General features: G+C 72.8%; 17 protein-coding genes and 1 tRNA gene. 7 read left to right on the plus strand and 11 right to left on the minus strand.

The window, feature by feature from the left end; translation table 11 throughout:
• The first annotated feature begins 297 nt into the window (after nt 1–297).
• Genes ACVW07_RS09125 through ACVW07_RS09140 form a run of 4 tightly spaced genes read left to right on the plus strand, consistent with a single transcriptional unit; the run spans nt 298 to nt 5873 of the window.
• On the plus strand, nt 298–3456 hold the full coding sequence (locus ACVW07_RS09125; protein WP_456818933.1) for a [FeFe] hydrogenase, group A: 3159 nt from the start codon (nt 298–300) through the stop codon (nt 3454–3456).
• Complete coding sequence (locus tag ACVW07_RS09130; protein WP_456818934.1) at nt 3453–4508, plus strand: ABC transporter substrate-binding protein; 1056 nt, start codon at nt 3453–3455, stop codon at nt 4506–4508. Before ACVW07_RS09125 ends, ACVW07_RS09130 begins: the two co-directional genes overlap by 4 nt.
• Nucleotides 4477–5274, plus strand: coding sequence for an ABC transporter permease (locus ACVW07_RS09135; protein ID WP_456818935.1), 798 nt, complete (start codon nt 4477–4479; stop codon nt 5272–5274). Before ACVW07_RS09130 ends, ACVW07_RS09135 begins: the two co-directional genes overlap by 32 nt.
• Entirely contained in the window at nt 5271–5873 is a 603-nt protein-coding gene (locus ACVW07_RS09140; RefSeq protein ID WP_456818936.1) for an ATP-binding cassette domain-containing protein, read from the plus strand. The genes ACVW07_RS09135 and ACVW07_RS09140 overlap by 4 nt, the downstream gene beginning before the upstream one ends.
• Before the next feature lie 280 nt (nt 5874–6153).
• Here the strand turns inward: ACVW07_RS09140 and ACVW07_RS09145 are convergent, their stop codons facing one another.
• Nucleotides 6154–6819, minus strand: a complete 666-nt coding sequence (locus ACVW07_RS09145) for an NAD(P)-dependent oxidoreductase (RefSeq protein ID WP_456818937.1) — start codon at nt 6817–6819, stop codon at nt 6154–6156.
• A 64-nt stretch (nt 6820–6883) separates the two neighbouring features.
• On the opposite strand from ACVW07_RS09145, the gene ACVW07_RS09150 reads away from it, so the two are divergent.
• A complete protein-coding gene (locus tag ACVW07_RS09150; protein ID WP_456818938.1) occupies nt 6884–7366 on the plus strand; it encodes a MarR family transcriptional regulator in 483 nt (160 codons plus the stop codon).
• 34 nt (nt 7367–7400) lie between these two features.
• Here ACVW07_RS09150 and ACVW07_RS09155 read toward each other — a convergent pair whose 3' ends face one another.
• Nucleotides 7401–9686 (minus strand): hypothetical protein, encoded by a 2286-nt coding sequence (locus ACVW07_RS09155; protein ID WP_456818939.1) that lies wholly within the window; start codon nt 9684–9686, stop codon nt 7401–7403.
• A 116-nt stretch (nt 9687–9802) separates the two neighbouring features.
• Entirely contained in the window at nt 9803–10294 is a 492-nt protein-coding gene (locus tag ACVW07_RS09160; RefSeq protein WP_456818940.1) for a hypothetical protein, read from the minus strand.
• Nucleotides 10295–10573: 279 nt separating this feature from the next.
• Between ACVW07_RS09160 and ACVW07_RS09165 the strand changes: the two genes are divergently transcribed.
• Nucleotides 10574–11101 (plus strand): GNAT family N-acetyltransferase, encoded by a 528-nt coding sequence (locus tag ACVW07_RS09165; protein WP_456818941.1) that lies wholly within the window; start codon nt 10574–10576, stop codon nt 11099–11101.
• 591 nt (nt 11102–11692) lie between these two features.
• Here ACVW07_RS09165 and ACVW07_RS09170 read toward each other — a convergent pair.
• The 7 genes from ACVW07_RS09170 to ACVW07_RS09200 form a co-directional block, all read right to left on the minus strand.
• Nucleotides 11693–12412, minus strand: a complete 720-nt coding sequence (locus tag ACVW07_RS09170) for a hypothetical protein (protein ID WP_456818942.1) — start codon at nt 12410–12412, stop codon at nt 11693–11695.
• Between the two features lie 361 nt (nt 12413–12773).
• Nucleotides 12774–12849 (minus strand) — tRNA-Thr (locus tag ACVW07_RS09175).
• 87 nt (nt 12850–12936) lie between these two features.
• On the minus strand, nt 12937–13416 hold the full coding sequence (locus tag ACVW07_RS09180; RefSeq protein ID WP_456818943.1) for a hypothetical protein: 480 nt from the start codon (nt 13414–13416) through the stop codon (nt 12937–12939).
• 70 nt (nt 13417–13486) lie between these two features.
• Complete coding sequence (locus tag ACVW07_RS09185) at nt 13487–15073, minus strand: alpha/beta hydrolase (protein ID WP_456818944.1); 1587 nt, start codon at nt 15071–15073, stop codon at nt 13487–13489.
• A gap of 173 nt (nt 15074–15246) precedes the next feature.
• The gene (locus ACVW07_RS09190; RefSeq protein ID WP_456818945.1) at nt 15247–16383 is read right to left on the minus strand and encodes a DNA polymerase III subunit delta'; all 1137 of its coding nucleotides are present in this window, start codon (nt 16381–16383) and stop codon (nt 15247–15249) included.
• Entirely contained in the window at nt 16380–17036 is a 657-nt protein-coding gene (tmk, locus tag ACVW07_RS09195; RefSeq protein ID WP_456818946.1) for a dTMP kinase, read from the minus strand. The genes ACVW07_RS09190 and tmk overlap by 4 nt, the downstream gene beginning before the upstream one ends.
• A gap of 65 nt (nt 17037–17101) precedes the next feature.
• Nucleotides 17102–18106 carry a Gfo/Idh/MocA family protein gene (locus ACVW07_RS09200; RefSeq protein WP_456818947.1) on the minus strand — a complete coding sequence of 335 codons (1005 nt, stop codon included), beginning with the start codon at nt 18104–18106 and terminating at the stop codon, nt 17102–17104.
• 72 nt (nt 18107–18178) lie between these two features.
• Between ACVW07_RS09200 and ACVW07_RS09205 the strand changes: the two genes are divergently transcribed.
• Nucleotides 18179–19492: an alpha-amylase family protein gene (locus ACVW07_RS09205; RefSeq protein ID WP_456818948.1), complete on the plus strand. Its 1314-nt coding sequence runs from the start codon at nt 18179–18181 to the stop codon at nt 19490–19492.
• A gap of 74 nt (nt 19493–19566) precedes the next feature.
• Here the strand turns inward: ACVW07_RS09205 and topA are convergent, their stop codons facing one another.
• Nucleotides 19567–22281, minus strand: coding sequence for a type I DNA topoisomerase (gene topA, locus ACVW07_RS09210; RefSeq protein WP_456818949.1), 2715 nt, complete (start codon nt 22279–22281; stop codon nt 19567–19569).
• Nucleotides 22282–22329 lie beyond the last annotated feature (48 nt).

The following is a 22329-nucleotide window of genomic DNA, read 5'->3' on the forward strand; positions in this document are numbered from 1 at the left end:
GCCGGCACACGGCGACGACGACGTCCCCGCAGGTCGGACGGCTGACGAGGGGCTTCGTTGCGAGTCCTCACAGGTCCAGCTGGGTATTTGTGAGATTAGGCACGCCGGACGGGATCATCTAGGCCGGAGGTCCTAGTTGCCGCCTTCCGGCGGGCCTACCTTCGGCGACGAGGGCCAATGAAGGCGTTCGACGCTGTCGCGGTCCGTCCCCCGGATCCGTGACCGCCCGCGCCTGGCCACGGACCGTCGGAGGTTCCCGTGCACGAGGTGGTGAGTCCGCGAGGCGTCCCTGTCACGGTGGACGGACGCAAGCTCGAGCTCCGCGAGGGCGAGACGCTCCTCACGGCGTTGCAGGCGGAGGGCGTCGACGTCCCCTCGCTGTGCCACGACAGCCGGCTGGAGCGGGCGAACGGGAACTGCGGGCTGTGCGTCGTCGAGGTCGGCGACGGCAGCTCCAGGCGCGACGTGAAGGCGTGCATCACGCCGGTCTCCGAGGGCATGGTCGTCACCACCAGCACGCCGCGCCTGGCGGACTACCGCAAGGTGCGCCTGGAGCAGCTGCTGTGCGACCACAACGCGGACTGCGTCGCGCCCTGCGTGCAGACGTGTCCGGCCAACATCGACGTCCAGACGTACCTCAACCACGTCGCCACCGGGAACTTCGCCGCCGCGATCCGGGTCATCAAGGACCGCAACCCGTTCCCGTCGGCCTGCGGTCGGGTGTGTCCCCACCCCTGCGAGTCCGAGTGCCGCCGCAACCTCGTGGACGAGCCCGTCGCCATCAACCACGTCAAGCGGTTCGTCGCCGACTGGGACCGGGCGCAGGAGGAGCCGTGGACGCCGCGCCTCGCCGACCCGAGCGGCAAGCACCTCGCGGTCGTCGGCGCCGGCCCGTCGGGGCTGGCCGCGGCGTACTACGCCGCGATCGCCGGGCACCGGGTCACGGTGTTCGAGAAGGAGGACAAGCCGGGCGGCATGATGCGCTACGGCATCCCCGAGTACCGCCTGCCCAAGGCGACGCTCGACGAGGAGATCGCCTTCATGCAGGCCATCGGCGTCGAGATCGTCACCGGCAAGGCACTGGGCACCCACCTGCGGCTCGACGAGATGCGCCAGCAGTACGACGCCGTCTACCTGGCAGTCGGCTCGTGGCGCGCGTCCCCGCTGAAGCTCGACGGCGAGCACCTCCCGAACGTCCACCTCGGCATCGACTACCTGCGTGGTGTCGTCCAGGGTGTCGACGACCCGGTGGGCGACTCCGTCGTCGTGATCGGCGGCGGGAACACCGCGATCGACTGCGTCCGGACCGCGCTGCGCAAGGGCGCGAAGGACGTCAAGCTGGTCTACCGGCGCACCCGTGACGAGATGCCCGCCGAGGCGCTGGAGATCGAGGAGGCGCTGCACGAGGGCATCGAGATGGTGTTCCTGACCGCTCCGACCGCGATCACGTCCGCCGGCGGCCGCCTCCACGTGCACTGCGCGCAGATGGTCCTCGGCGAGCCGGACCGCTCCGGCCGCCGCCGTCCCGTGATGGTCGAGGGCTCCGACTTCGTCATCGACGCGGACACCGTGATCGGCGCGATCGGCCAGACGACGGACACCGGCTTCCTGTGGGACGACGTGCCGGTGCGCCTGAACGAGTGGGGCGACGTCGACATCGACGGCTCCACCATGCAGAGCTCGGAGCAGAACGTGTTCGCCGGCGGCGACTGCGTGACCGGCCCTGCGACCGTGATCGCGGCCGTCGCCGCCGGGCGTCGCGCCGCGCAGGCCATGGACGAGTACGTCCGCGAGGGCGCCGTCCGCCCGTCGCACGAGGACTACACGTGCAGCCGTGGCACGCTCGAGGACCTGCCGCGGGACGAGTTCGAGCTGACGCCGCGCGCCCGTCGCGCGGTGATGCCGGCGCTGCCTCCGGGCGAGCGGACCGACAGCTTCGTGGAGGTCGAGCTCGGGCTGACGGAGGTGCAGGCCCGGGCCGAGGCGGCCCGGTGCCTCGAGTGCGGGTGCTCCAAGCAGAACCGTTGCGACCTGCGGGACGCTGCGAGCGCGCACCACGTCGAGTTCGCACCCACGCTGCATGTGCGGCCGTACACGCCGATCACGCAGGACCACCCGTTCATCGTCCGCGACGACAACAAGTGCATCTCCTGCGGGCTCTGCGTCGCGGCGTGCGCACAGGTCGAGGGCGTCGGCGTGCTGGCCTACCAGTTCGCGGACGGGCGCCTGACGGTCGGCACGCGCAACGACCTGCCGCTCGGCCTGACCGACTGCGTCTCGTGCGGCCAGTGCGTGCGCGCCTGTCCTTGCGGCGCGCTGGACTACGTGCGGGAGCGCGGCGGGGTGTTCTCGGCGATGCACGACCCCGAGAAGGTCGTCGTCGGCTTCGTCGCCCCGGCGGTCCGGAGCGTCATCGCCGACTACTACGACCTGACCCCCCAGGCCGCCGGCGCCTACACGGCCGGCCTCATGCGCGCGGTCGGGTTCGACAAGGTGTTCGACTTCACCTTCGCGGCCGACCTCACGATCCTCGAGGAGACCACCGAGTTCCTGGGGCGCGTCGGCACCGGCGAACGCCTGCCGCAGTTCACGTCCTGCTGTCCCGGCTGGGTCAACCTCGTCGAGCGCCGGTTCCCCGAGCTGATCCCGCACCTGTCCAGCTGCAAGTCGCCGCAGCAGATGATGGGCGCGACCGTGAAGAACCACTTCGCGCAGCGCCAGGGGATCCCGCTCGAGAAGCTCTACACCGTCTCGATCGTGCCGTGCATGGCGAAGAAGTACGAGGCCGCCCGGCCGGAGTTCGCCCCGGACGGCGTGCGGGACGTGGACGCCGTGCTCACCACCACGGAGTTCATCGAGATGATCGAGATGCTGCACCTGCGCCCCGAGGACATCGTCCCGTCGGAGTTCGACGAGCCGTACGCGCGGGTCACCGGCGCGGGCATGCTGTTCGGCGCGTCGGGCGGCGTCGCCGAGGCCGCGCTGCGGATGGCCGTCGAGAAGCTGACCGGCGCACCACCCGTCGACCTCGACGTGCACGAGGTGCGCGGGCTGCAGGGCGTCAAGGAGGCGACGGTCACCGCCGGCGACACGACCGTGCGGGTGGCCGTGATCAGCGGCCTGAACAACGTCGACGCGCTGGCCCGCCGGATCCGCGACGGCGAGGACGTCGGCTACGACCTCATCGAGGTCATGGCCTGCCCGGGCGGCTGCATCAACGGCGCGGGCCACCCCGTGCCGCGGGACACCGGCGAGACCCGCGAGCGGCAGAAGGTGCTCGTGCAGATCGACCGCACGGCGCCGATGCGGCTCTCGCAGGAGAACCCGGACGTCCTGCGGCTGTACGACGACTTCTACGGAGAACCGAACTCGCCGCTGGCGCACGACCTGCTGCACACCTCGTACGCGCCGTTCCGCCCGGCCGCGCAGGACGCCACCACGCAGGGTGCGCTGTGAGCCGCCGGCTCGGCCGCGCGCTGGCCGCCTCGGTCGCCGTCGCCGCGCTGCTCGCGGGCTGCGCATCGAGCACGACCGCGGGCTCGCAGCCCGCTGCGAGCGGGACGCCGAGCGCGAGCCCGACGAGCGCGCCGACACCGGTCGCCGCCGAGCGCACGACCTTCCGCATCGCCTCGCTCAAGGGCCCGACCACGATGGGCCTCGTCGGCCTGATGGACGACGCCACGGCCGGCCGGGCACGCCACGACTACCAGGTCACCGTGTACGGGACACCCGATGAGGTCGTCCCGAAGGTGCTGCACGGCGACGTCGACGTCGCGATGGTCCCGTCCAACCTGGCGGCGGTGCTGGCCGCGAAGTCGTCGGGCGCCGTGCAGGTCGCGGCGATCAACACGCTCGGGGTCCTGCAGGTGGTGGAGGTCGGCACGACCGTCCACGCGCTCACCGACCTGCGCGGGCGCACCCTCTACACCAGTGGCAAGGGTGCGTCCCCGCAGTACGTCCTCGAGCACCTGCTCGTCGCGAACGGCCTCGATCCCGCCACGGACCTCAAGGTCGAGTACCTGAGCGAACCGACCGAGGTCGCCGCCCACCTGGCGGCCGAGCCGGGCGCGGTCGCCGTCCTCCCGCAGCCGTTCGTCACGGTCGTCACCACCCAGGTCCCCGGCGCACGCGCGGCCCTCGACCTCACCGACGAGTGGGCCACGGTCTCGCCCGACTCGCAGCTCGTGACCGGGGTCGTGGTGGTCCGCCGTGCGTTCGCCGCCGAGCACAAGGCCGCGCTCGACGAGTTCCTGGCGGACTACGCCGCCTCGACACGGTTCACCAACGACCGTGCCGACGAGGCGGGCGCACTGATCGCGGCAGCCGGGATCGTCCCTGCTGCTCCGATCGCGACGGCCGCCATCCCCGGCTCGCACATCACCTACATCGACGGGGCGGCCATGCAGGCAGCCCTGAGCGGGTACCTCAGCGTCCTGTACGCCGCGGACCCGGCCTCGGTGGGAGGAGCCCTGCCCGGTGACGACTTCTACTACCGCGCGGACGGCTGAGGCCGACCGCCGCCTCCCCCCTGCGGCCAGGGTCCTCCTGGTCGCCGGGTTCTGGCTCGCCGCCTGGTACCTCGCCGCGCTCGCCGTCGGGCAGCGCCTGCTGCTGCCGGCGCCCGCTGAGGTCGGCTCCCGGCTGGCGGAGCTCGCCGCCACCGCGCCGTTCTGGACCACGGTCGCCTCGTCGCTCGTGCGGATACTGGCGGGCTTCGCCCTCGGCACCGCAGCCGGCGCGCTGCTCGCCGTCGGTGCGGCGCAGTGGCGGGTGGTCGATGCGCTCGTCTCGCCGCTGGTCGGGGCCATCCGCGCCGCCCCCGTCGTGAGCTTCATCATCCTGGTGCTGATCTGGGTGGACAGCAGCCACCTGGCGGTCGTCATCAGCGCCCTGATGGTGCTGCCGGTGACCTTCGCCGGGGTCCTCGAGGGCGTCCGACAGCGCGATCCGGCGATGCTCGAGGTGGCCGCGGTCTTCGACATCCCGCTCCTGCGCCGGCTCCCCGCGGTCGACATCCCCGCAGTCCTGCCGTTCTTCGCGGCCGCGTGCCAGGTCGGTATCGGGCTGGCCTGGAAGAGCGGCATCGCCGCCGAGGTGATCGGGCTGCCGGCCGGCAGCGTCGGCGAGCGGCTGTACGACGCCAAGGTGCTGCTCGAGAGCGCCGACCTGTTCGTGTGGACCGGTGTGGTGGTCACCCTCAGCTTCGTCGCCGAGCGGGTCGTGGCCACGGTCCTGCGCAGGGCTCCCTCCGCACGCACGGGAGGCGCCCCATGATCACGGTCCGTGGGCTGACGGTGCACCTCGGTGGGCGCACCGTCCTGGACGCCGTCGACCTCGACCTGCCCGACGACGGCGTGGTGGCGGTGATGGGACCGAACGGCTGCGGCAAGACCACCTTGGGCCGCGTCCTGCTCGGCCTCGTCGAGCCGGACGCCGGCACCGTGCGGGGGCTGGGTGGGCGGCGCGCGGCCGCCTTCCAGGAGGACCGGCTGTGCGAGCACCTGGACGCCGTGGCCAACGTGCGACTCGTGCTCCCGCGCGACGTGCGTGCCGCCGACGTGGCCACCGAGCTGCACGCGCTGGGGCTGAGGGCCGACGCGCTCGGCCGCCCGGTGCGCGACCTGTCGGGAGGGCAGCGACGGCGGGTCGCCATCGCGCGGGCCCTGCTCGCCGAGGCCGACCTCGTGGTCCTCGACGAGCCGTTCACGGGGATCGACGTGGCCGCCCGTGACCAGGTGCTGGCCCGGGTGGCAGAGGCCTGTGCCGGGCGCACGCTCGTGCTCATCACCCACGACGAGGACGAGGCCACCCGGCTCGGCGCGACGGTGGTGGACCTCTCGCACGTCACGGGGAGCGTCGCAGCGGACGAGTGACGGGTCTCAGCCGTACCGCTCGACGAGCGCGTCACCGGTGGAGGCCAGATGGCGCCGCACACCCACAGGGCGCCATCACGCCCACCCCTCCACGACGGTGACGGGCCGCCGCGCCGTCCCCCAGACCCTCGCGGCTCCAGGCAGGACAACCACACCGAGGACCACGACCCGGGAGCACGGGCGAAGACGTCGACCGGATCCGGGGTGGGCCCGTCGCCGCCGTGCTGGTCGATCCGCGGGACGGACCCGCCACGCTCCACGGCCGCGTACCGCGCACCGGTCAGTGCGCGGCGCCCACGGTGTGCCCGACCGTCTCCGGCTGGTCCAGCACCCGCAGCATCAGGTGCGCCACGTCGGCGCGTGAGATCGACAGGCCGCCCCGGACGTTCCGGTCCAGTGCGGTCCGGTAGTCACCGGTCGGCGCCCTGTCCGTCAGCCTGGGCGGGCGGGCGATCGTCCAGTCGAGGCCGCTGGCACGCACCACGTCCTCCATCGCCGCGAGGTCGGCGTAGTGGTCCTTGAACAGCCTCTTCGGGATGCCGCCGAGCAGGTGACGCATGAGGAACCCGTCCCCGGCGTCATGCTTCGGCGGGTGCGGGACGGCGGGCGACGGGACGGTGCCGATGGGCGCGGCGCTGACGACGACGAGCCGGTGCGCGCCGGCCGTCCGCATGGCGCGGACGATGGTGCGGGTGCCGAGGGTCGCGACCCCCTCGTCGGACCGCGTCCGCGCGCCGAGCGCGGACAGCACGGCGTCGGCACCGGCGACGGCGTGGACGAGGTCCGCCGCCTCGTCGCTCAGGTCGGCGACGACGACGCGGGCGGCGGTCGGGCGCAGGCGGCCGGGATCGCGGACGACGACCGTCACGTCGTGCCCGGCGCGCTCGGCCTGGTCGAGCAGCTGCCGGCCGATGCCGCCGGTGGCGGCGACGAGGGTGAGCCTCATGTGGTAGTTCCCCTGTCGGTGTACGGTCTGGTCAGAGTCCCAGAAGATATGGAAACCGTACCATATGAACTCCGAAGAATCTGACGACCGTCGGCGCAAGCGCCGGCTCACGGTGGCCGTCCGGGAGTCCATGCGCGAGCTGAGCATCCAGCTCGCCCTGCTCAACCACCAGGTCGGGCAGCGGCTCGACCTGCGCGACGTGGACCTCGACTGTCTCGACCTCATCACCCGGCACGGGCCGCTCAGCGCCTCCGCCCTGGCCCGGACGGCCGGCCTGCACCCCGCGACCATGACCGGCGTGCTCGACCGGCTCGAACGGGCCGGCTGGATCGTGCGCGAGAGGTCCGCCCAGGACCGGCGCGCGATCGTCGTGCGCGCGGTCACGGAGCGTGGCGCGGAGATCTACCGGCTGTACTCCGGGATGACCACGTCGATGGAACAGCTGCTCGGCGGGTACTCGGAGGCCGAGCTGACGGTGATCGCGGACTTCCTGAGCCGGGCACGGGAGGCCGGCGCAGCAGCGACGGGAGAGCTCGCCGAGGGCTGAGGGCGCACGACGCCGGCGGAAGCCCTCCCCCGAGTCAGGTCGGGTCCGCCTCCAGGGCGTCCGGGGAGACCGCCGCGGTGGCGGTGAGCCAGTGCTGGAACTCGCGGTGCCGGAACTGGATGCTCGACCCGGCCATCCGCATCAGTCCGGCCGTCACGCACCAGTCGAGGAAGAGTGCCGGCCGCCGGGGCAGCCGCCGCTGGTGTGCCGCGGAGCGGACACCCAGTCCGTAGCGGAGCCACACCGCGCCGCGGCCGATGGCCAGTGCGACGGCGATCCCGATGCTCGACGCGGTCGACAACCCGGAGGTCAGCGAGCCGGACGATCCGACGGGCTGACCGCCGGCCAGCGAGCCGATGAGGCCGACCGTCAGCGCCAGTCCCCACATCCAGATCACAGCCGTGAGGACGCTGTAGCTGAGACACTGCCGGACCAGCGTTGCCGAGGACGGGGCGTACTCGACGCTGACCTGCATCCATTCCTGCAGTGTGAACCCGAGCCAGAGCGTCACGCCGATGGTCGTCCCGGCGACCAGGCCGACCGCCGGCTCGAACGCCAACCCGGTGAGCAGCCCGAACCCCAGGGCGGCCGCCGAGCCCCACGGCACGTTGGCGGCAAGCCGCTGGACCAGCTTTCGGCGCCCCGCCCGGGTCCGCAGGCTGCTCAGGTCCGCACGGCTCAGTGGCGCGGACTCGTCCCACACCCCCACTCCGAACACCACGGCGCAGGCCACCAGCGCCGCGCCGGAGACACCACCGAACCAGCCTCCGAAAGCGGCGCTCGACACCGCGACGGGAATGACGAGAAGGAACACGGCGAGCGCGGGGACGAGGCGAGGGAACAGACGGCCACTGATCCGCCAGAGGTCGGGCAGGTGGATGTCGACCAGGGACCGTCCCCGAGCTGCCTGCCGCGACTGGTGCTCGGCGATCTGGCTCAGCCAGGCACGGACCTGTTGAGCCGTCCAGCCCTGTCCGGCGGCATGCTCGTCATACCTGACGACGGCCGGGACCAGACTGCCGAACAGGTTGTCCCGGACCTGTTCAGGCGACAGCTCCAGCAGGACGGCCGGTCGGGTGTCGCGGTGCGCGTAGGCGGTCACGACGAGGAACAGCTGCAACGGGCTCGCGAGCACCCCCGAGAGCGGGTGCCCGCTGCGGATCGCGTCCACCACCGGCCGCCACCGATCCTCCAGCACGGGCCCCAGCGCCGGACCGGTGCCGCTCACGCCGGCGGCGGCCGAGGAGCCCGCCTCGGCGGGGCCGAGCACGGTGGGGCTCGAGGTCGTACCTCGAGGAGCTGTGGATCGCTGGGCGGTCGTGAACCGCCGGGCGAGGTAGTCGGCGACCTCGTCGGCGGTCATGGGCTGCAGGGTGACGTGCCGGGCGTGCCCGACGATCGGCGGGTGGGGACCGTTCGGCACCCCGTCGTCCGCGGCGCGGACCAGGTCGGCGTAGTCGAGGTTGCGGCAGGCGAGAACCACCGGCCGGGTGCGGTCGTGGTTGAGCGCCTTGACCGCCGCCGCCGCCCGCGGGCGCACGGTCCGCGATGCGCCCGGCTCGTCACCGGCGCTCGAGGGTGAGTCCATCTCGTCCAGCCCGTCCAGCACAGGCAGGATGTGCCCGTCTGCCAGCAGCCCCACCGCCGTCTTGACCGGGATCTGGTAGTCCGCCGCCAGAGACCCCGCGATCCACCTGTCCATCTGCTCGGCGAGAACCGAGGCCGGTGTCGCGCCGACATCGCCCAGGTCGCAGGTGGGCAGGGACATCAGCACCGGTACCACCCAGCCGCCGTCGCCGGCGTCGGCCACGCTTCTCGGGTCCGCGTACCCGGGCAGCGCGGCGATCAGATCGTGCACCAGGAGCGAGAGCAGCACCGTCTTGCCGGAGCCAGGCGCGCCCAGCACGGCCAGCCGCCCTTCGGTCTCGTGACGATAGAAGTCGGCAACCTGCGAGGTCGCGCCCGCTGGTCCGCCGTCCACCGGGTACCACCGCACCAGAAGGTCGGCCACCGCTCCGCTCGAGACCGGGTCGGGGTTGGCGAACCGCACCTCGGCGGGCTCGCCCCGGTCGACCCCGAGCGCCTGGGAGATGAACGCCGCCCGCTCCGACCGCACCCGCCGTGCCAGCTCACGAAGGGTCCGCGCCCGCGCACGGTCCTCCGCCCCCGGGCGCACCAGCCGCAGCACGGCGTCGTTCAGGGACAGGGAGACGAACGTCGGGTTGTTGTTGACCGTGTCGATCCTCGTCGCAGCGACTCCACCATGGGTGGCGAAATTCCCGGGTGCGCCGTCATCGCCCGTCGCCTCGGGAGGCTCCACCAGGGTGCCGGCGACAGCGCGCCGACCGGCTGCAGGTGCTGCCTCAGCGGTGAGGGCAGGGGGCGAGTGGCTCGCGGCTGGATCTCCGGGTGCGGCCTGCCCGCCGTCCGCCCCGGTCAGCGAGGGCCCGGCCCGCTCCTCGTGTCCGCAGCGGGGTCCGCCGCACCGGGCCCACCAGGACCCGTCGAACCCGGGCCCGCCGGTCCCGGCGGAGGTGTGTACCCGGCGGTGACCGGACCGTGGATCACGGCCGCGGCGACGCCACCCGACTCGGCGTGGATCTGCAGCACCGTCGCCGCCACCGATCCTGGTCCCAGCGCCGCCGGGCCCGCCGCGTCGAGGACGCGCTTCGCGGCGGCCTTCACGTCCGGGTCGGTCGCGACCGTGCTCAGGTGATCCGTCAGTGCGGCCACGAACGCCGGCTCCGTGGGCTTCGACTCATACAGCGTCAAGGCCGCACCGGCCTGCTCGTTGCCGGCGAACACGCGCTTCAGCACGCTCTTCAAACCCTTGTAGGCGTCGACCACCGCGGACTTCACCGCTTCGGTCGCCCCCGCCGTGGCCCCTGCAGACACCCCCGCCGCCAACGCGGCCAGCACGAACGACACCGGTTCCATCGTGAAGCCCCTCCCCCGTAGGTCGAGGCGCCAGCGGCAACCTGCGTGTCCAGACCCTCAATCAGGATGTCATCCGTCCTCCCCATGGACCAGGTGTGACCCAGCGAGTCCGAAACTTCATCCTCGCGCGACCACCTCCGCTGCCCCGCTGTTCACAGACGTGACGGCCGTGCGCCTCTACGGTTGAGGTCGGGCGACCTCTCGGCCGTTCCCTGATTGGTTGCTGATCTGCGGTGATCCGGGAACCATGTGCGGGTGTTGCCAACCACGATGCCGCGACTGCAGGGAGCCCACGTCGAGCTCCGCCCCTTCGATGTTGCAGATCAGGACCTTGTCGCTTCCGTCGTCTCCGACGCGCTGATCCCGCTCATCACGACCGTCCCGGCTGACGGCGACGCGGAAGCGGTCACCGCGTACATCGAGAGACAGCGTGACCGCCTCGAGGAAGGCGCCGGCTACTCGTTCGCCATCGCGGACCGCGTGAGCGGGACGGGCGTGGGGCAGATCGGCTTGTGGACCCGTGAGGCCCATCATGGCCGGGCCACGATCGGGTACTGGGTCGCGCCCCAGCACCGTCGCCGCGGCTACGCCCGTGATGCGCTGGCAACGCTGACCACGTGGGCGCTCTCGCTGGAGGGCCTTCATCGGGTTCAGCTCTTCGTCGAGCCGTGGAACACCGGGTCGTGGCGTGCGGCAGAGGCGTGCGGGTACGAGCGCGAGGGACTGTTGCGCGGGTGGGAGCTGGTTGGGAACGAGCACAAGGACATGTTCGTCTACGGCCACATCGCACGCGCCTGAGGGATGGTGGTGGCTCAGCGGCAGCTCCGGTCCGCAACCCTGTCCACACGACGCACCGGGCCGTCCCTAGGACCGCGTCCAGTTCGCCCGCCAGGTCGGGATGCACCGGGCCAGGGTGCATCACGCGCGACCGATCTATCTCGGCACCCACCAGTAGAGAGTGGTCAGGTCCGCCGGCCACCGAATGCGACGGAAGAGCGACGACCGCCGCTCGAACCGGTCCGACTCATCGATCGGTCTCCAGCCAGGTTCGAGCGGCTCGTCAGCCTGCGGCGCGCGAACTCGCCCGACGCTCCGGCCACAGCACAGACACGGGTATGCCTCCCGCTGAGCTCGTCCCGCCTGGTCCACGGAAGAAAGCGTGCCAGACGGCCGCCCACGGCTTCTTCCTGTCCGTAGCATCAGAGCGACCGAACGACCGAAAGCATCGACGAACGGTTTGGCTGGCGGCGCTGCGTCGCGATCGCCGTGCAGAGCAATGGCCGGACAACCGCAGGTCCAGTTGGACCCCGCCCCGGGCAGGTCGTCGCGGCGCTGCGGCGGAAATACCCGCGGTGGGGTGCGCGATCCGATGCTCGAGACTTCACGACCTCATGGGAGACGTCGCCCGATCACTCCTGCAGCCAGCGCGACGACAAGCAGGCCGACGCCCACCGCGCCGAGCACGGGAAGCGTGGACCGTGCCGACTCTGCCTCGCCCCCGCTCCGGATGCGGTCTGGGGAGTCCACGCTGTACTCGACCCGGGTCTGGTCGCCGATCTCGGAGTCGATGGTGAGGTCCGAGTCTTCGATCGCCAGCTCGCCGGTGCGCAGCGCGCCGTCCACCTCGTACTCCATGAGGAAGACTCGGTCCGGCCCGCGCCCCCGGTTGCGGTCCTCCCAGGCCACCACGGTCCCGGTCGCGCTCGCCCGGTCCCCTCGAAACGGCAGCTCCTGCAAGGCCATGACACCCGTGGTCACCGTGACGAACCCGCCGACGATGCCGGCGAACGTCGCGATGACGACGAGGACGGGTGCCGCGCGACGGTCGACGCTGACCCGTCGGCCTTCGGCCGCCCGGTCGTACTTCGACTCTGCCATCGCCCACATCCCTGACCCGGCCACGATGCTCAAGGTGAGGATGAGGAAGGAGAGCGCGGCGCCCAGCCCGACGAATGCCCCCACGGTGGCGCCGTCTGGGACGTCGCCACCGAGCGCCGCCGCGATACCTGCCCCGACAAGCGCGGGCACGCCCACCGCCGCCGCCAGCCCGGACGTCATCCGGACCCGGGACGCGAAAGTCCCGGTGTCCGCGTCGGCATAGATCGCCATCGGGAGTTCGAGGAACGCCCTGCGGAGCATCCGGCGCACAGCAACCCCGCTTCTCCGGGACGCGACGCAGCCCTCGTGGCGACGCGACGCCCGGCCGCAGCGTAGTGCCGGACGGCGCCCCCCCCTTCGCCGCTCCGGCCCCGGTTGGAAGGATGGCGCCAGGTCCACGGCCTACTGGAGATCTCTTGACGCTTGCACCCGCGGAACCGCTACATGCACTTCCTCGGGACAGAGGCCGACCGTGAGGCCTCAACCGCCTCAACGGAGGCCCGCGGTACGCGGGATGCTGCATCGGATGAATTGCAAGCACGAAACCCCCGCCGTCCCAGACCGTCAGGCCTGGTCAGACGAGGGTTTCGGGTGGAGCCGCCTAAGAGAATCGAACTCTTGACCTTCTCATTACGAGTGAGACGCTCTGCCGACTGAGCTAAGGCGGCGTCGTCGGGATCCGCAAGGACCTCGGCGAGCGCGCCCACTGTACCCGGCACCACGCCCGCTCTCCAAAGCGAGGGCCGATGACGGCGTCAGACCACGACCCGCCGGGACCGGGTGGCGAGGAACGCGGCACTGATCGCCACGGCGTCCTCGGCGAGTGCCGCCTGCCAGTCCGGCATCCGTCCGGCGGCCCATCGCCGCCACGCCGCGCCGACGTAGGAGCCGGCGAAGCCCCCGACGGCGCCGGCGACCGCCGGCCGGTAGAGGCGGGCGCCCTCGCGGCGGGCGAGCACCACGGCACCGACGGCGCCGGAGAGCGCCCGGAGCTCGGGCCCGTGGTGGTCCAGCCGGCTGGGGGCGACGGGGAGCTTGTCACCGACGACCTCCCCCAGGGCGGTGGCGACCGCACCGACGACGACGGTCCGCCGGGGCGCGAGGCTGAGGGTCGGCGCGACGACGCCGAACGTCGAGCGGGCTCCCGCTGCCCACCCGAGCAGCGCCGAGCGCAGGACGAGCCCGCCGCGGGCGCGACGTCGCGAGGAGTCAGAGCCGATGCTGAAGGTTCCCATCGGGCCACGCTGACGCCGACCGGGACATCCGGCAACCGGAGACCGCGAGCCGCCTACGCCCGCCGACGGGTCAGCAGCGGGTGCCCTCCGGCGGCATCGTGCCCGACAGGAAGTAGGCGTCGACCGCGTCGCCGATGCAGTCGTTGGACGCGCCGTACGCGGTGTGCCCCTCGCCCTCGAAGGTCAGGAGCTCACCCGACGACAGGGTCTCCGCGAGCTTCTCGGCCCACACGTACGGGGTGGCCGGGTCGTTCGTCGTGCCGATGACCAGGATCGGCGCAGCCCCTTCGGCGGCGTACGACGGCAGCGGGGCGACGGCCGGGGTGGGCCACTGCGCGCAGGTGGTGCCGCCGAACGTGAGGAACGAGCCCACGGTCGGGGCGGCGGCCTCGATGTCGGCGGCCTGTGCCCGCATGTCGTCGAAGTCCGCGCTGTCCCGGCCGTCCGCGCAGTGCACGGCGAAGAACGCCTCGTTCGCGTTCGACGAGTACGTGCCGTCCTCCTGGCGGTCGAAGTACGAGTCGGCGAGCTTCAGCAGGCTCGCACCGTTGCCGTCCTGGAGGGCCGGCTTGAGCGCCTGCGTGAGCAGCGGCCACAGCGACTTCGAGTAGAGGGTGACGGCGACGCCGTAGAACGCGAGCGACTGCGTGAGCTCGCGGTCCGTGCCGGTGGGCAGGGGGTTGGACCGGGCCTCGTCGAACAGCTTCCGGATCTGGGCGAGGCCGTGGTCGACGTCGCCGGTGAGCGGGCAGCCCTTGCCGCTCTGGCAGTCCGTCACGTACGCCCGCAGGGCGCTCTCGATGCCGATGGCCTGGCCCTTCGAGACCTCGCCCGGGGTGAGCGTCGGGTCGAGCGCGCCGTCGAGCACCACGCGGCCGACCTTGTCCGGGAAGATCGCCGCATAGGTGGCACCGAGCTGCGTGCCGTAGGAGTACCCGAGGTAGTGCAGCTGGTCGTCGCCGAGAGCGGCGCGCATCACGTCCATGTCGCGCGCGGCGCTCTCCGTGTCGACGTGGCCGAGCAGCGGGCCGGAGCGGTTGGAGCACTCCTTGCCGAAGTCGCCGTAGACGTCGATCACGTGCTGGATGCCGGCGTCGGTGGAGTAGTCCGGGTCGAACGCGAACAGCTGGTCGAGCTCCGGGCCGTCCGCGCAGCGCACCGGCTCGGAGCGCTGCACACCCCGCGGGTCGAACGCCACGATGTCGTACCGCTCGCGCACGTCCGCCCCGATGCGCTGGGCCAGGCCCGCGAGGGAGTCGATGCCGGACACGCCAGGGCCACCCGGGTTGATGAGCAGCGACCCGATCCGCTCGCCGCCCGTCGCCTTCTGGCGCGCGAGCGCCAGCGAGATGGTGGCACCCGTCGGGTCCGCGTAGTCGACCGGCACGGTCAGCGTCGCGCACTCCCCCGTGTCGCAGCTGGTCCACTCGAGCAGCTGGTCGTAGAACTTCGCCAGGTCGGCCGTCGGCGCGGCCGCGGAGCTCGGGCTCCCGGTCGGGACGTCGGCCTGGTGCTTGGCGGGGGCGCAGCCGACGAGCACGAGCGCCGCGACCACCAGCGCCGCGAGCGTCTGCGGTGCTGATCGGCGCATCGCCCCGCTCGACGACGGGCGGGCGTCGGCAGCAGGGGAGAGTCGGCGCGGGCTGTCGAGGGGCACCCCGCCACGGTAGTCGGCGAACCTGGGACGACGTGCCGCTGGTTCGACCACCCGGGCGACCTTCACAGGTCCGCCGCGGCATCGGCGCGACCGGGCGCCGGCGTCGGCGTCAACCCTCGTCGGCGCCAGCCCACACAGGCGTCAGCCCACGTCGGCGTCAGCCCACACAGGCGTCAGCCCTGCGGCCGCAGCGCCACGGCCATCGCCTCGACGGCCAGCAGCGGGGCGACGTTGCCCGCGAGGCGGGTGCGGGCCTGCCCGACCGCGTCCATGCGCCGCAGCGTCTGCTCCGCCGTCGACGACCCGGCGAGCGAGTGCACCGCGTCCGCGTGCTCCAGGTTCACCAGCTCGACACCCGCGCCGAGCTGCACCACGAGCACGTCCCGGTACAGCGACAGCAGGTCCACCATCGCCCGGTCCAGCACGTCGCGCTGCGCCCGGGTGGCACGCCGCTTCTGCTCCTCCTCGAGCTGGCGGAGCTGCGACCGCAACGCGGGCGGCAGGGTGGTCGCGCCCTCGGCGCCCATCGTCCGGAGCAGCGCGTTCTTCTCCTCGGCGTCCCGCTGCTCGGTCGCCGCCTTCGCGTCCGCCTGCGCCGTCTCGACGAGCGCGCCGGCGGCCAGCACGGCGTCACCGACACCGCGGATGCCGGCCGCGAGGCCGAGCACGGCGGACCGGCGCGCACGTGCCTCGGGGTCCCGGGCGAGCCGCCGGGCGATCCCGACATGGCTCTGCGCGGCCCGGGCGGCGATCTCGGCGACCGCGGGGTCGATGCCGTCGCGGGACACGAGCAGCGCCGCGACGGCGTCGGCGGGCGGCACCCGCAGCGCCACGGAGCGGCTGCGTGACCGCAGGGTGACGAGCACGTCCTGCGGGCTCGGCGCGCAGAGCACCCACACCGTGCGGTACGCGGGCTCCTCGATGGCCTTGAGCAGCGCGTTGCCGCTCGTGTCGTTGAGGCGGTCGGCGTCCTCGACGATGATCACGCGCCACCGGCCCTGTGAGGGCGTCCGCTGCGCGAGCTGGATCAGCGGCCGGACCGTGTCGGCCCGGATCACCACGCCCTCCGTCGCGACGACCATGACGTCCGGGTGGGTGCCGTCCAGGGTCGTGGTGCAGTCGTGGCACGCGCCGCAGCCCTGGCGCTCGCACTGCAGGGCCGCCGCGAAGGCCCGGGCGGCGTTCGAGCGGCCGGAGCCGGGCGGACCGGTGAGCAGCCAGGCGTGGGTCATGGCCGCCGGGTCGACGACCGCCGTGCGGAGCGCCTCGACGGCCGGTTCCTGGCCGACGACCTCGTCCCAGACGCTCATCCGGCGCCCAGCGTCGCGGCTGCGGTCTCGTCGAGCCCGGCGAGCTCCGCCACCCGTGCACGGATCAGCACCGCGAGCTCGTCGAGCGGGCGCGTGGCGTCGAGCACGAGCCAGCGCGCCGGGTCGGCCGCCGCACGGTCCAGGAACGCCTGCCGGGTCCGCCGGTGGAACTCGTCGCCCGCACGCTCCAACCGGTCCGGGTCGCCGGTCAGCCGGGACCTCCCGGTCACCGGGTCGAGGTCGAGGAGGACCGTCAGCGCGGGAAGGAGACCGTCGGTGGCCCAGAGCGACAGCCGCTCGACCTCGTCCGCCCCGAGGTCCCGGCCGCTGCCCTGGTACGCCACCGACGAGTCGAGGTACCGGTCCGTGACGACGACCGCCCCGCGCTCGAGCGCCGGACGGACGACGGAGGCCACGTGGTGCGCGCGGTCCGTGGCGTAGAGCAGCGCCTCCGTGCGGGCGTCGACGTGGTCGCCGTGCAGCACGGCGTCCCGCAGCAGCTGCCCGAGCTCGGTGCCGCCCGGCTCGCGGGTCAGCACGACCTCGCGGCCCAGACCCGTGAGCCACTCGCCGAGCAGCCGCGCCTGGGTGGACTTGCCGGCGCCGTCGCCGCCCTCGAAGGACACGAACAGGCCGGGCAGCTCGGAGGTCACGTGCGCCAGGGTAGTCCGCGCCACGGACAGGTCCGGCGGGGCGCCGCGAGGCCCGGGCAGCCCGCTCACTCGCCCGGGTAGACCACCCCGACCTGTGCGCGGATGTCGTCCATCGTCCGCATCACGTCGAGCGTGTGCTGCCACGTCATGCGCGGGCTCTCGACGTCCCCCGCGGCGACCCGTCGGGCCACCTCGGCGGCCTCGTACTGCAGGCCCTGGCGGGAGGGCTGGTCGAAGGTCCAGACGCGGCCGTCGAGCCGCTCCAGCCGGAACGACGTCGGCCGGTAGAACTCCGACGCCACCGTGATGCGTCCCTCCGTCCCGGAGATCGAGGCCGTCGTCGGCGTCTTGGCCCAGAGCGTCGTGGTGAGCGTGGCCTGCGCGCGCTCCCCGTACCCCAGACCGATCGAGATCTGCCCGTCGACCCCCGTCGGGGTCAGCCGCCCGAACGCGTGCACCTCGTCGGGCACCCCGAGGAAGTCGTGCGCCCACGACACCGGGTACACGCCGAGGTCGAGCAGCGCGCCACCGGCGAGGGCCGGGTCGAACAGCCGGCTCTTCGGGTCGAACGGGAACGCCTGGCCGTGGTCGGCGGCGATGCTGACGACCTCGCCGATCTCGCCGGCGTCGACCACCTGGTGCAGCGCGGCGACGTGCGGCAGGAACCGCGTCCACATCGCCTCCATGACGAACACGTTCGCCGCACGCGCGGCGTCGAAGATCTGCTCCGCCTCGGCGACGTTGCGGGCGAACGCCTTCTCGACGAGCACGTGCTTGCCGGCCTTGATGGCGAGGAGCGCGTGCTCGCGGTGCTCCGAGTGCGGGGTCGCCACGTAGACGGCGTCGACCTGCGGGTCCTCGACGAGCTCGCGGTAGCCCGTGTGCGTCGTCGGGATGCCGTGCGCCGTCGCGAACCGCGTGGCACGGTCCCGGTTGCGCGAGCCCACGGCGACGAGCTGCGCGCGGGTGTGCTGGTTGACGGCGGACGCGAACTGGGCAGCGATGCCACCGGCGCCGATGATGCCCCAGCGGATCGGTGGAGCGGTGCGCGGGTCCTCGGTGCGAGCCATGGCGACGAACCTACCGGCCCCGGGCCCACCGGCAAGTAGCGTGTGACGAACTGGGCGGCGGGAGCGGCAGCGATGAGCGGGTGGGTCGAGCACGTCGTCTGGTGGCACGTGTACCCCCTGGGGTTCGTCGGGGCGGAGGGCACCGCCGGCGACGACACCGCGGTGCAGCACCGGTTGGCGCACCTCGTCGACTGGCTCGACTACGTGGTCGACCTCGGGGCGAACGGGATCGCGCTCGGGCCGGTGTTCGCGTCGAGCACGCACGGGTACGACACCGTGGACCACCTGCGCATCGACCCGCGGCTGGGCGACCGGGCGGACTTCGACGCGCTCGTCGGGGCCGCGCACGCCCGCGGGCTGCGGGTGCTGCTCGACGGGGTGTTCCACCACGTGGGCCGTGCCCACCCGCTGTTCGAGGCGGCCCTGGCCGGCGGCCCGGAGCAGGCGCTGTTCCGGCTGCGGCGCACGCCCGACGGGTCCGTGGACTGGGACGACTTCGAGGGCCACCACGACCTCGTCGCCCTGGACCACGGCAGCCCGGCCGTCGCGGACCTCGTGGCCGACGCGATGATCCACTGGCTCGACGCCGGCGCCGACGGGTGGCGCCTCGACGCCGCGTACGCCGTGCCACCGGAGTTCTGGTCACCGGTCCTCGCACGCGTGCGGGCGGCGCACCCCGGCGTGTACGTCGTCGGCGAGGTCATCCACGGCGACTACGCCGACGTGGTCTCCCGCTCCGGCATGGACTCCGTGACGCAGTACGAGCTGTGGAAGGCGGTCTGGAGCGCGGTCACCACGCGCAACTGGTGGGAGCTCGCCTGGTCGCTGGACCGGCACAGCGGCTTCCTCGACGCGTTCGTGCCGTACACGTTCGTCGGGAACCACGACGTCACCCGGATCGCCTCGCAGCTCGACGACGACGGCCTGCTCGGCCACGCGCTCGTCGTGCTGCTCACCGTCGGCGGCACCCCGGCGGTCTACGCGGGCGACGAGCAGGCGTTCCGGGCCGTCAAGGAGGAACGGGCCGGCGGGGACGACGCGATCCGCCCGGTGTTCCCCCCGACCCCCGCCGGCCTCCCGCCCGACGGGTGGTGGGCGTACCGGCTGCACCAGGACCTCGTGGGCCTGCGCCGGCGGCACCCGTGGCTGCACCGGGCCCGGACCCGCACGATCGAGCTCACCAACGAGCACCTGCTGTACGAGACGGCCGCGGGCGACGACCGGCTCCTGGTGGTGCTCAACCTCGCGGCCGACGAGCCGTGGGGGCTGGACCTGCCCGGCGAGGTGGTCGGCGGGTCGCCGGGAGTCCTCGCGGGGACGGCGACGCTCGACGGCGGTCGCCTCCGCGTGCCGGGACGGGCGTGGGCGGTGCTCGGACCCGGCTGACGCCCACGCATGACGGCTACGACAACGACACCCGCACGACGGGCTACGGCAACGGCACCCACACGGTCGTCGGACTACTTCTTCGCGGCGGCCTTGGCCCTCGGTGCTGCCGGGCGGCGGGCGGGGGCCTTCTTCTTCGCCGGCGCCGACAGCCGCTTCTCGGCGAGCAGCTCGACGGCCTGCTCCCGCGTGATCGTCTCGGGCGTGAGCTCCCGCGGCAGGGTCCTGTTGGTGACGCCGTCCGTGACGTAGGCGCCGAACCGGCCCTCCTTGACGACGATGGGCCTCTCGGACGTCGGGTCGTCGCCGAGCTCGCGCAGCGGCGGCGCCGCGGTCGCACCGCGTCCGCGCTTGGGCTGCGCGTAGATGGCGAGCGCCTCGTCGAGCGTCGTCGTGAACAGCGCCTCCTCGGACGCGAGCGTGCGCGAGTCGGTGCCCTTCTTGAGGTACGGGCCGTAGCGGCCGTTCTGCGCGGTGATCTCGGCGCCGGACTCCGGGTCGACACCCACCACGCGCGGCAGCGACAGCAGGCGCAGCGCGTCGTCGAGGGTGACGGTCTGGAGCGTCATCGACTTGAACAGGGACCCCGTGCGCGGCTTGGGGGCGGCGGCCAGGGCCCGCTTCTTCGCCGCGGCCGACAGCGACTCGTCGATCGTGGGCTCGGGCAGCAGCTCCGTCACGTACGGGCCGTAGCGACCGTTCTTCGCGACGATGGTCGTGCCCGTCGTCGGGTCCTCGCCGAGCACCAGGTCGCCCTCGGGCTGCGTCTCGAGGAGCTCGCGCGCCTTGGCGACGGTCAGCTCGTCGGGCGCCAGCTCGTCGGGCACGGACGCACGCCGCGGGGTGCCGTCGTCGGCGAGCACCGCCGGGTCCTCGAGGTACGGGCCGTACCGGCCGACGCGCAGCGTGATGCCGTCGCCGATGTCGATGGAGTTGACCTCGCGGGCGTCGATCTCGCCCAGGTTCGCCACGAGGTCCCGCAGTCCGTCCGTGTCGGCGTCCGCGCCGAAGTAGAAGTGCGTGAGCCAGTCGACGCGGTCCTTCTCGCCGGACGCGATGAGGTCGAGGTCCTCCTCCATCGACGCGGTGAAGTCGTAGTCGACGAGCCGGTCGAAGTTCTCCTCCAGCAGCCGGGTGACCGCGAAGGCCAACCACGTCGGCACGAGGGCCTGGCCACGCTGCGAGACGTACCCGCGGTCGAGGATCACCGAGATGGTCGCGGCGTAGGTGGACGGGCGGCCGATGCCGCGCTCCTCGAGCGCCTTGACGAGGCTCGCCTCCGTGAAGCGCGGCGGCGGCGACGTGCGGTGGCCGTCGGCGCTGACGTCGCGGGCCGTCAGCTCGTCGCCCTCGGCCATCTTCGGCAGCCGGGCCTCGCCCTTCTCCTCGGCCGCGGGCCCGTCGGCGGCGTCGTAGCGCTCGACGTCGCGGCCCTCCTCGTACGCGGCGAGGAACCCGCGGAAGGTGATGACCGTGCCGGACGCGGAGAACACGGCGTCGGCGCCGGTCGACGACACCGCGCCGAGCCGCACCGAGGCGGTCTGCCCGCGGGCGTCCTCCATCTGCGAGGCGACCGTGCGCTTCCAGATCAGCTCGTACAGCTTGAACTGGTCGCCCGACAGCTCCTTGGCCACCTGGGCGGGCGTGCGGAAGTGGTCGCCGGCGGGGCGGATGGCCTCGTGCGCCTCCTGGGCGCCCTTCGCCTTGGACGTGTACACCCGGGGCTTCGCCGGGACGTAGTCGGCGCCGTAGAGCTCGCCGGCCTGGCGGCGGGCCGCGTCGACCGCCTGCGACGACAGCGCGGGCGAGTCCGTACGCATGTAGGTGATGTAGCCGTTCTCGTACAGGCCCTGCGCCGTGCGCATGGTCTGCCGGGCGGACATCCGCAGCTTGCGGGACGCCTCCTGCTGGAGCGTCGACGTCGTGAACGGGGCCGCCGGGCGGCGCGTGTACGGCTTGGTCTCCAGGCTGCGGACCGACCACGCGGCGCCGTCGAGCCCTGCCACGAGGGCCGTCGCACCGGCCTCGTCGAGGTGCGCCACGTCGGCGCCGCGCAGCACCCCACGGTCGTCGAAGTCGCGGCCGGTCGCGACCCGGCGCCCGTCGAGCTGCGTCAGACGGGCCGGGAACGCCGGCTCGGAGGCGTCCTGCACCGCGAACGTGCCGGTGACGTCCCAGTAGTCGGCGGCGACGAACGCCATCCGCTCCCGCTCGCGCTCCACGACCAGCCGCGTCGCGACGGACTGCACCCGGCCGGCCGACAGCCCCTGGCGGACCTTGCGCCACAGCACCGGGCTGACCTCGTAGCCGTAGAGCCGGTCGAGGATGCGCCGCGTCTCCTGGGCGTCCACGAGCCGGTCGTCGAGCTCGCGCGTGCTGGTCAGGGCCCGGCGGATCGCCTCCGGGGTGATCTCGTGGAACACCATGCGCTTCACGGGGACCTTGGGCTTGAGCTCCTGGAGCAGGTGCCAGGCGATGGCCTCGCCCTCGCGGTCCTCGTCGGTGGCGAGGTAGAGCTCGTCGGAGTCCTTCAGGAGCTTCTTGAGCTCGCTGACCTTCTTCTTCTTGTCCGAGTCGACGACGTAGTACGGCGCGAAGCCGTTGTCCACGTCGACCGCGAACTTGCCGAACGGGCCCTTCTTCATCTCGGCGGGGAGCTCCGAGGGCTGTGGCAGGTCGCGGATGTGGCCCACGCTCGCCTCGACGTCGTACCCCTCGCCGAGGTACCCGGCGATCGTGCGGGCCTTGGCGGGCGACTCCACGATCACGAGCTTGCGACCTGCCGACATTCGTCTGGCCTTCCTACCGACACGCGGGCCGTGACGACCCGCTCGAAC

The sequence above is a fragment of the Cellulomonas sp. URHB0016 genome (genome assembly GCF_054057935.1).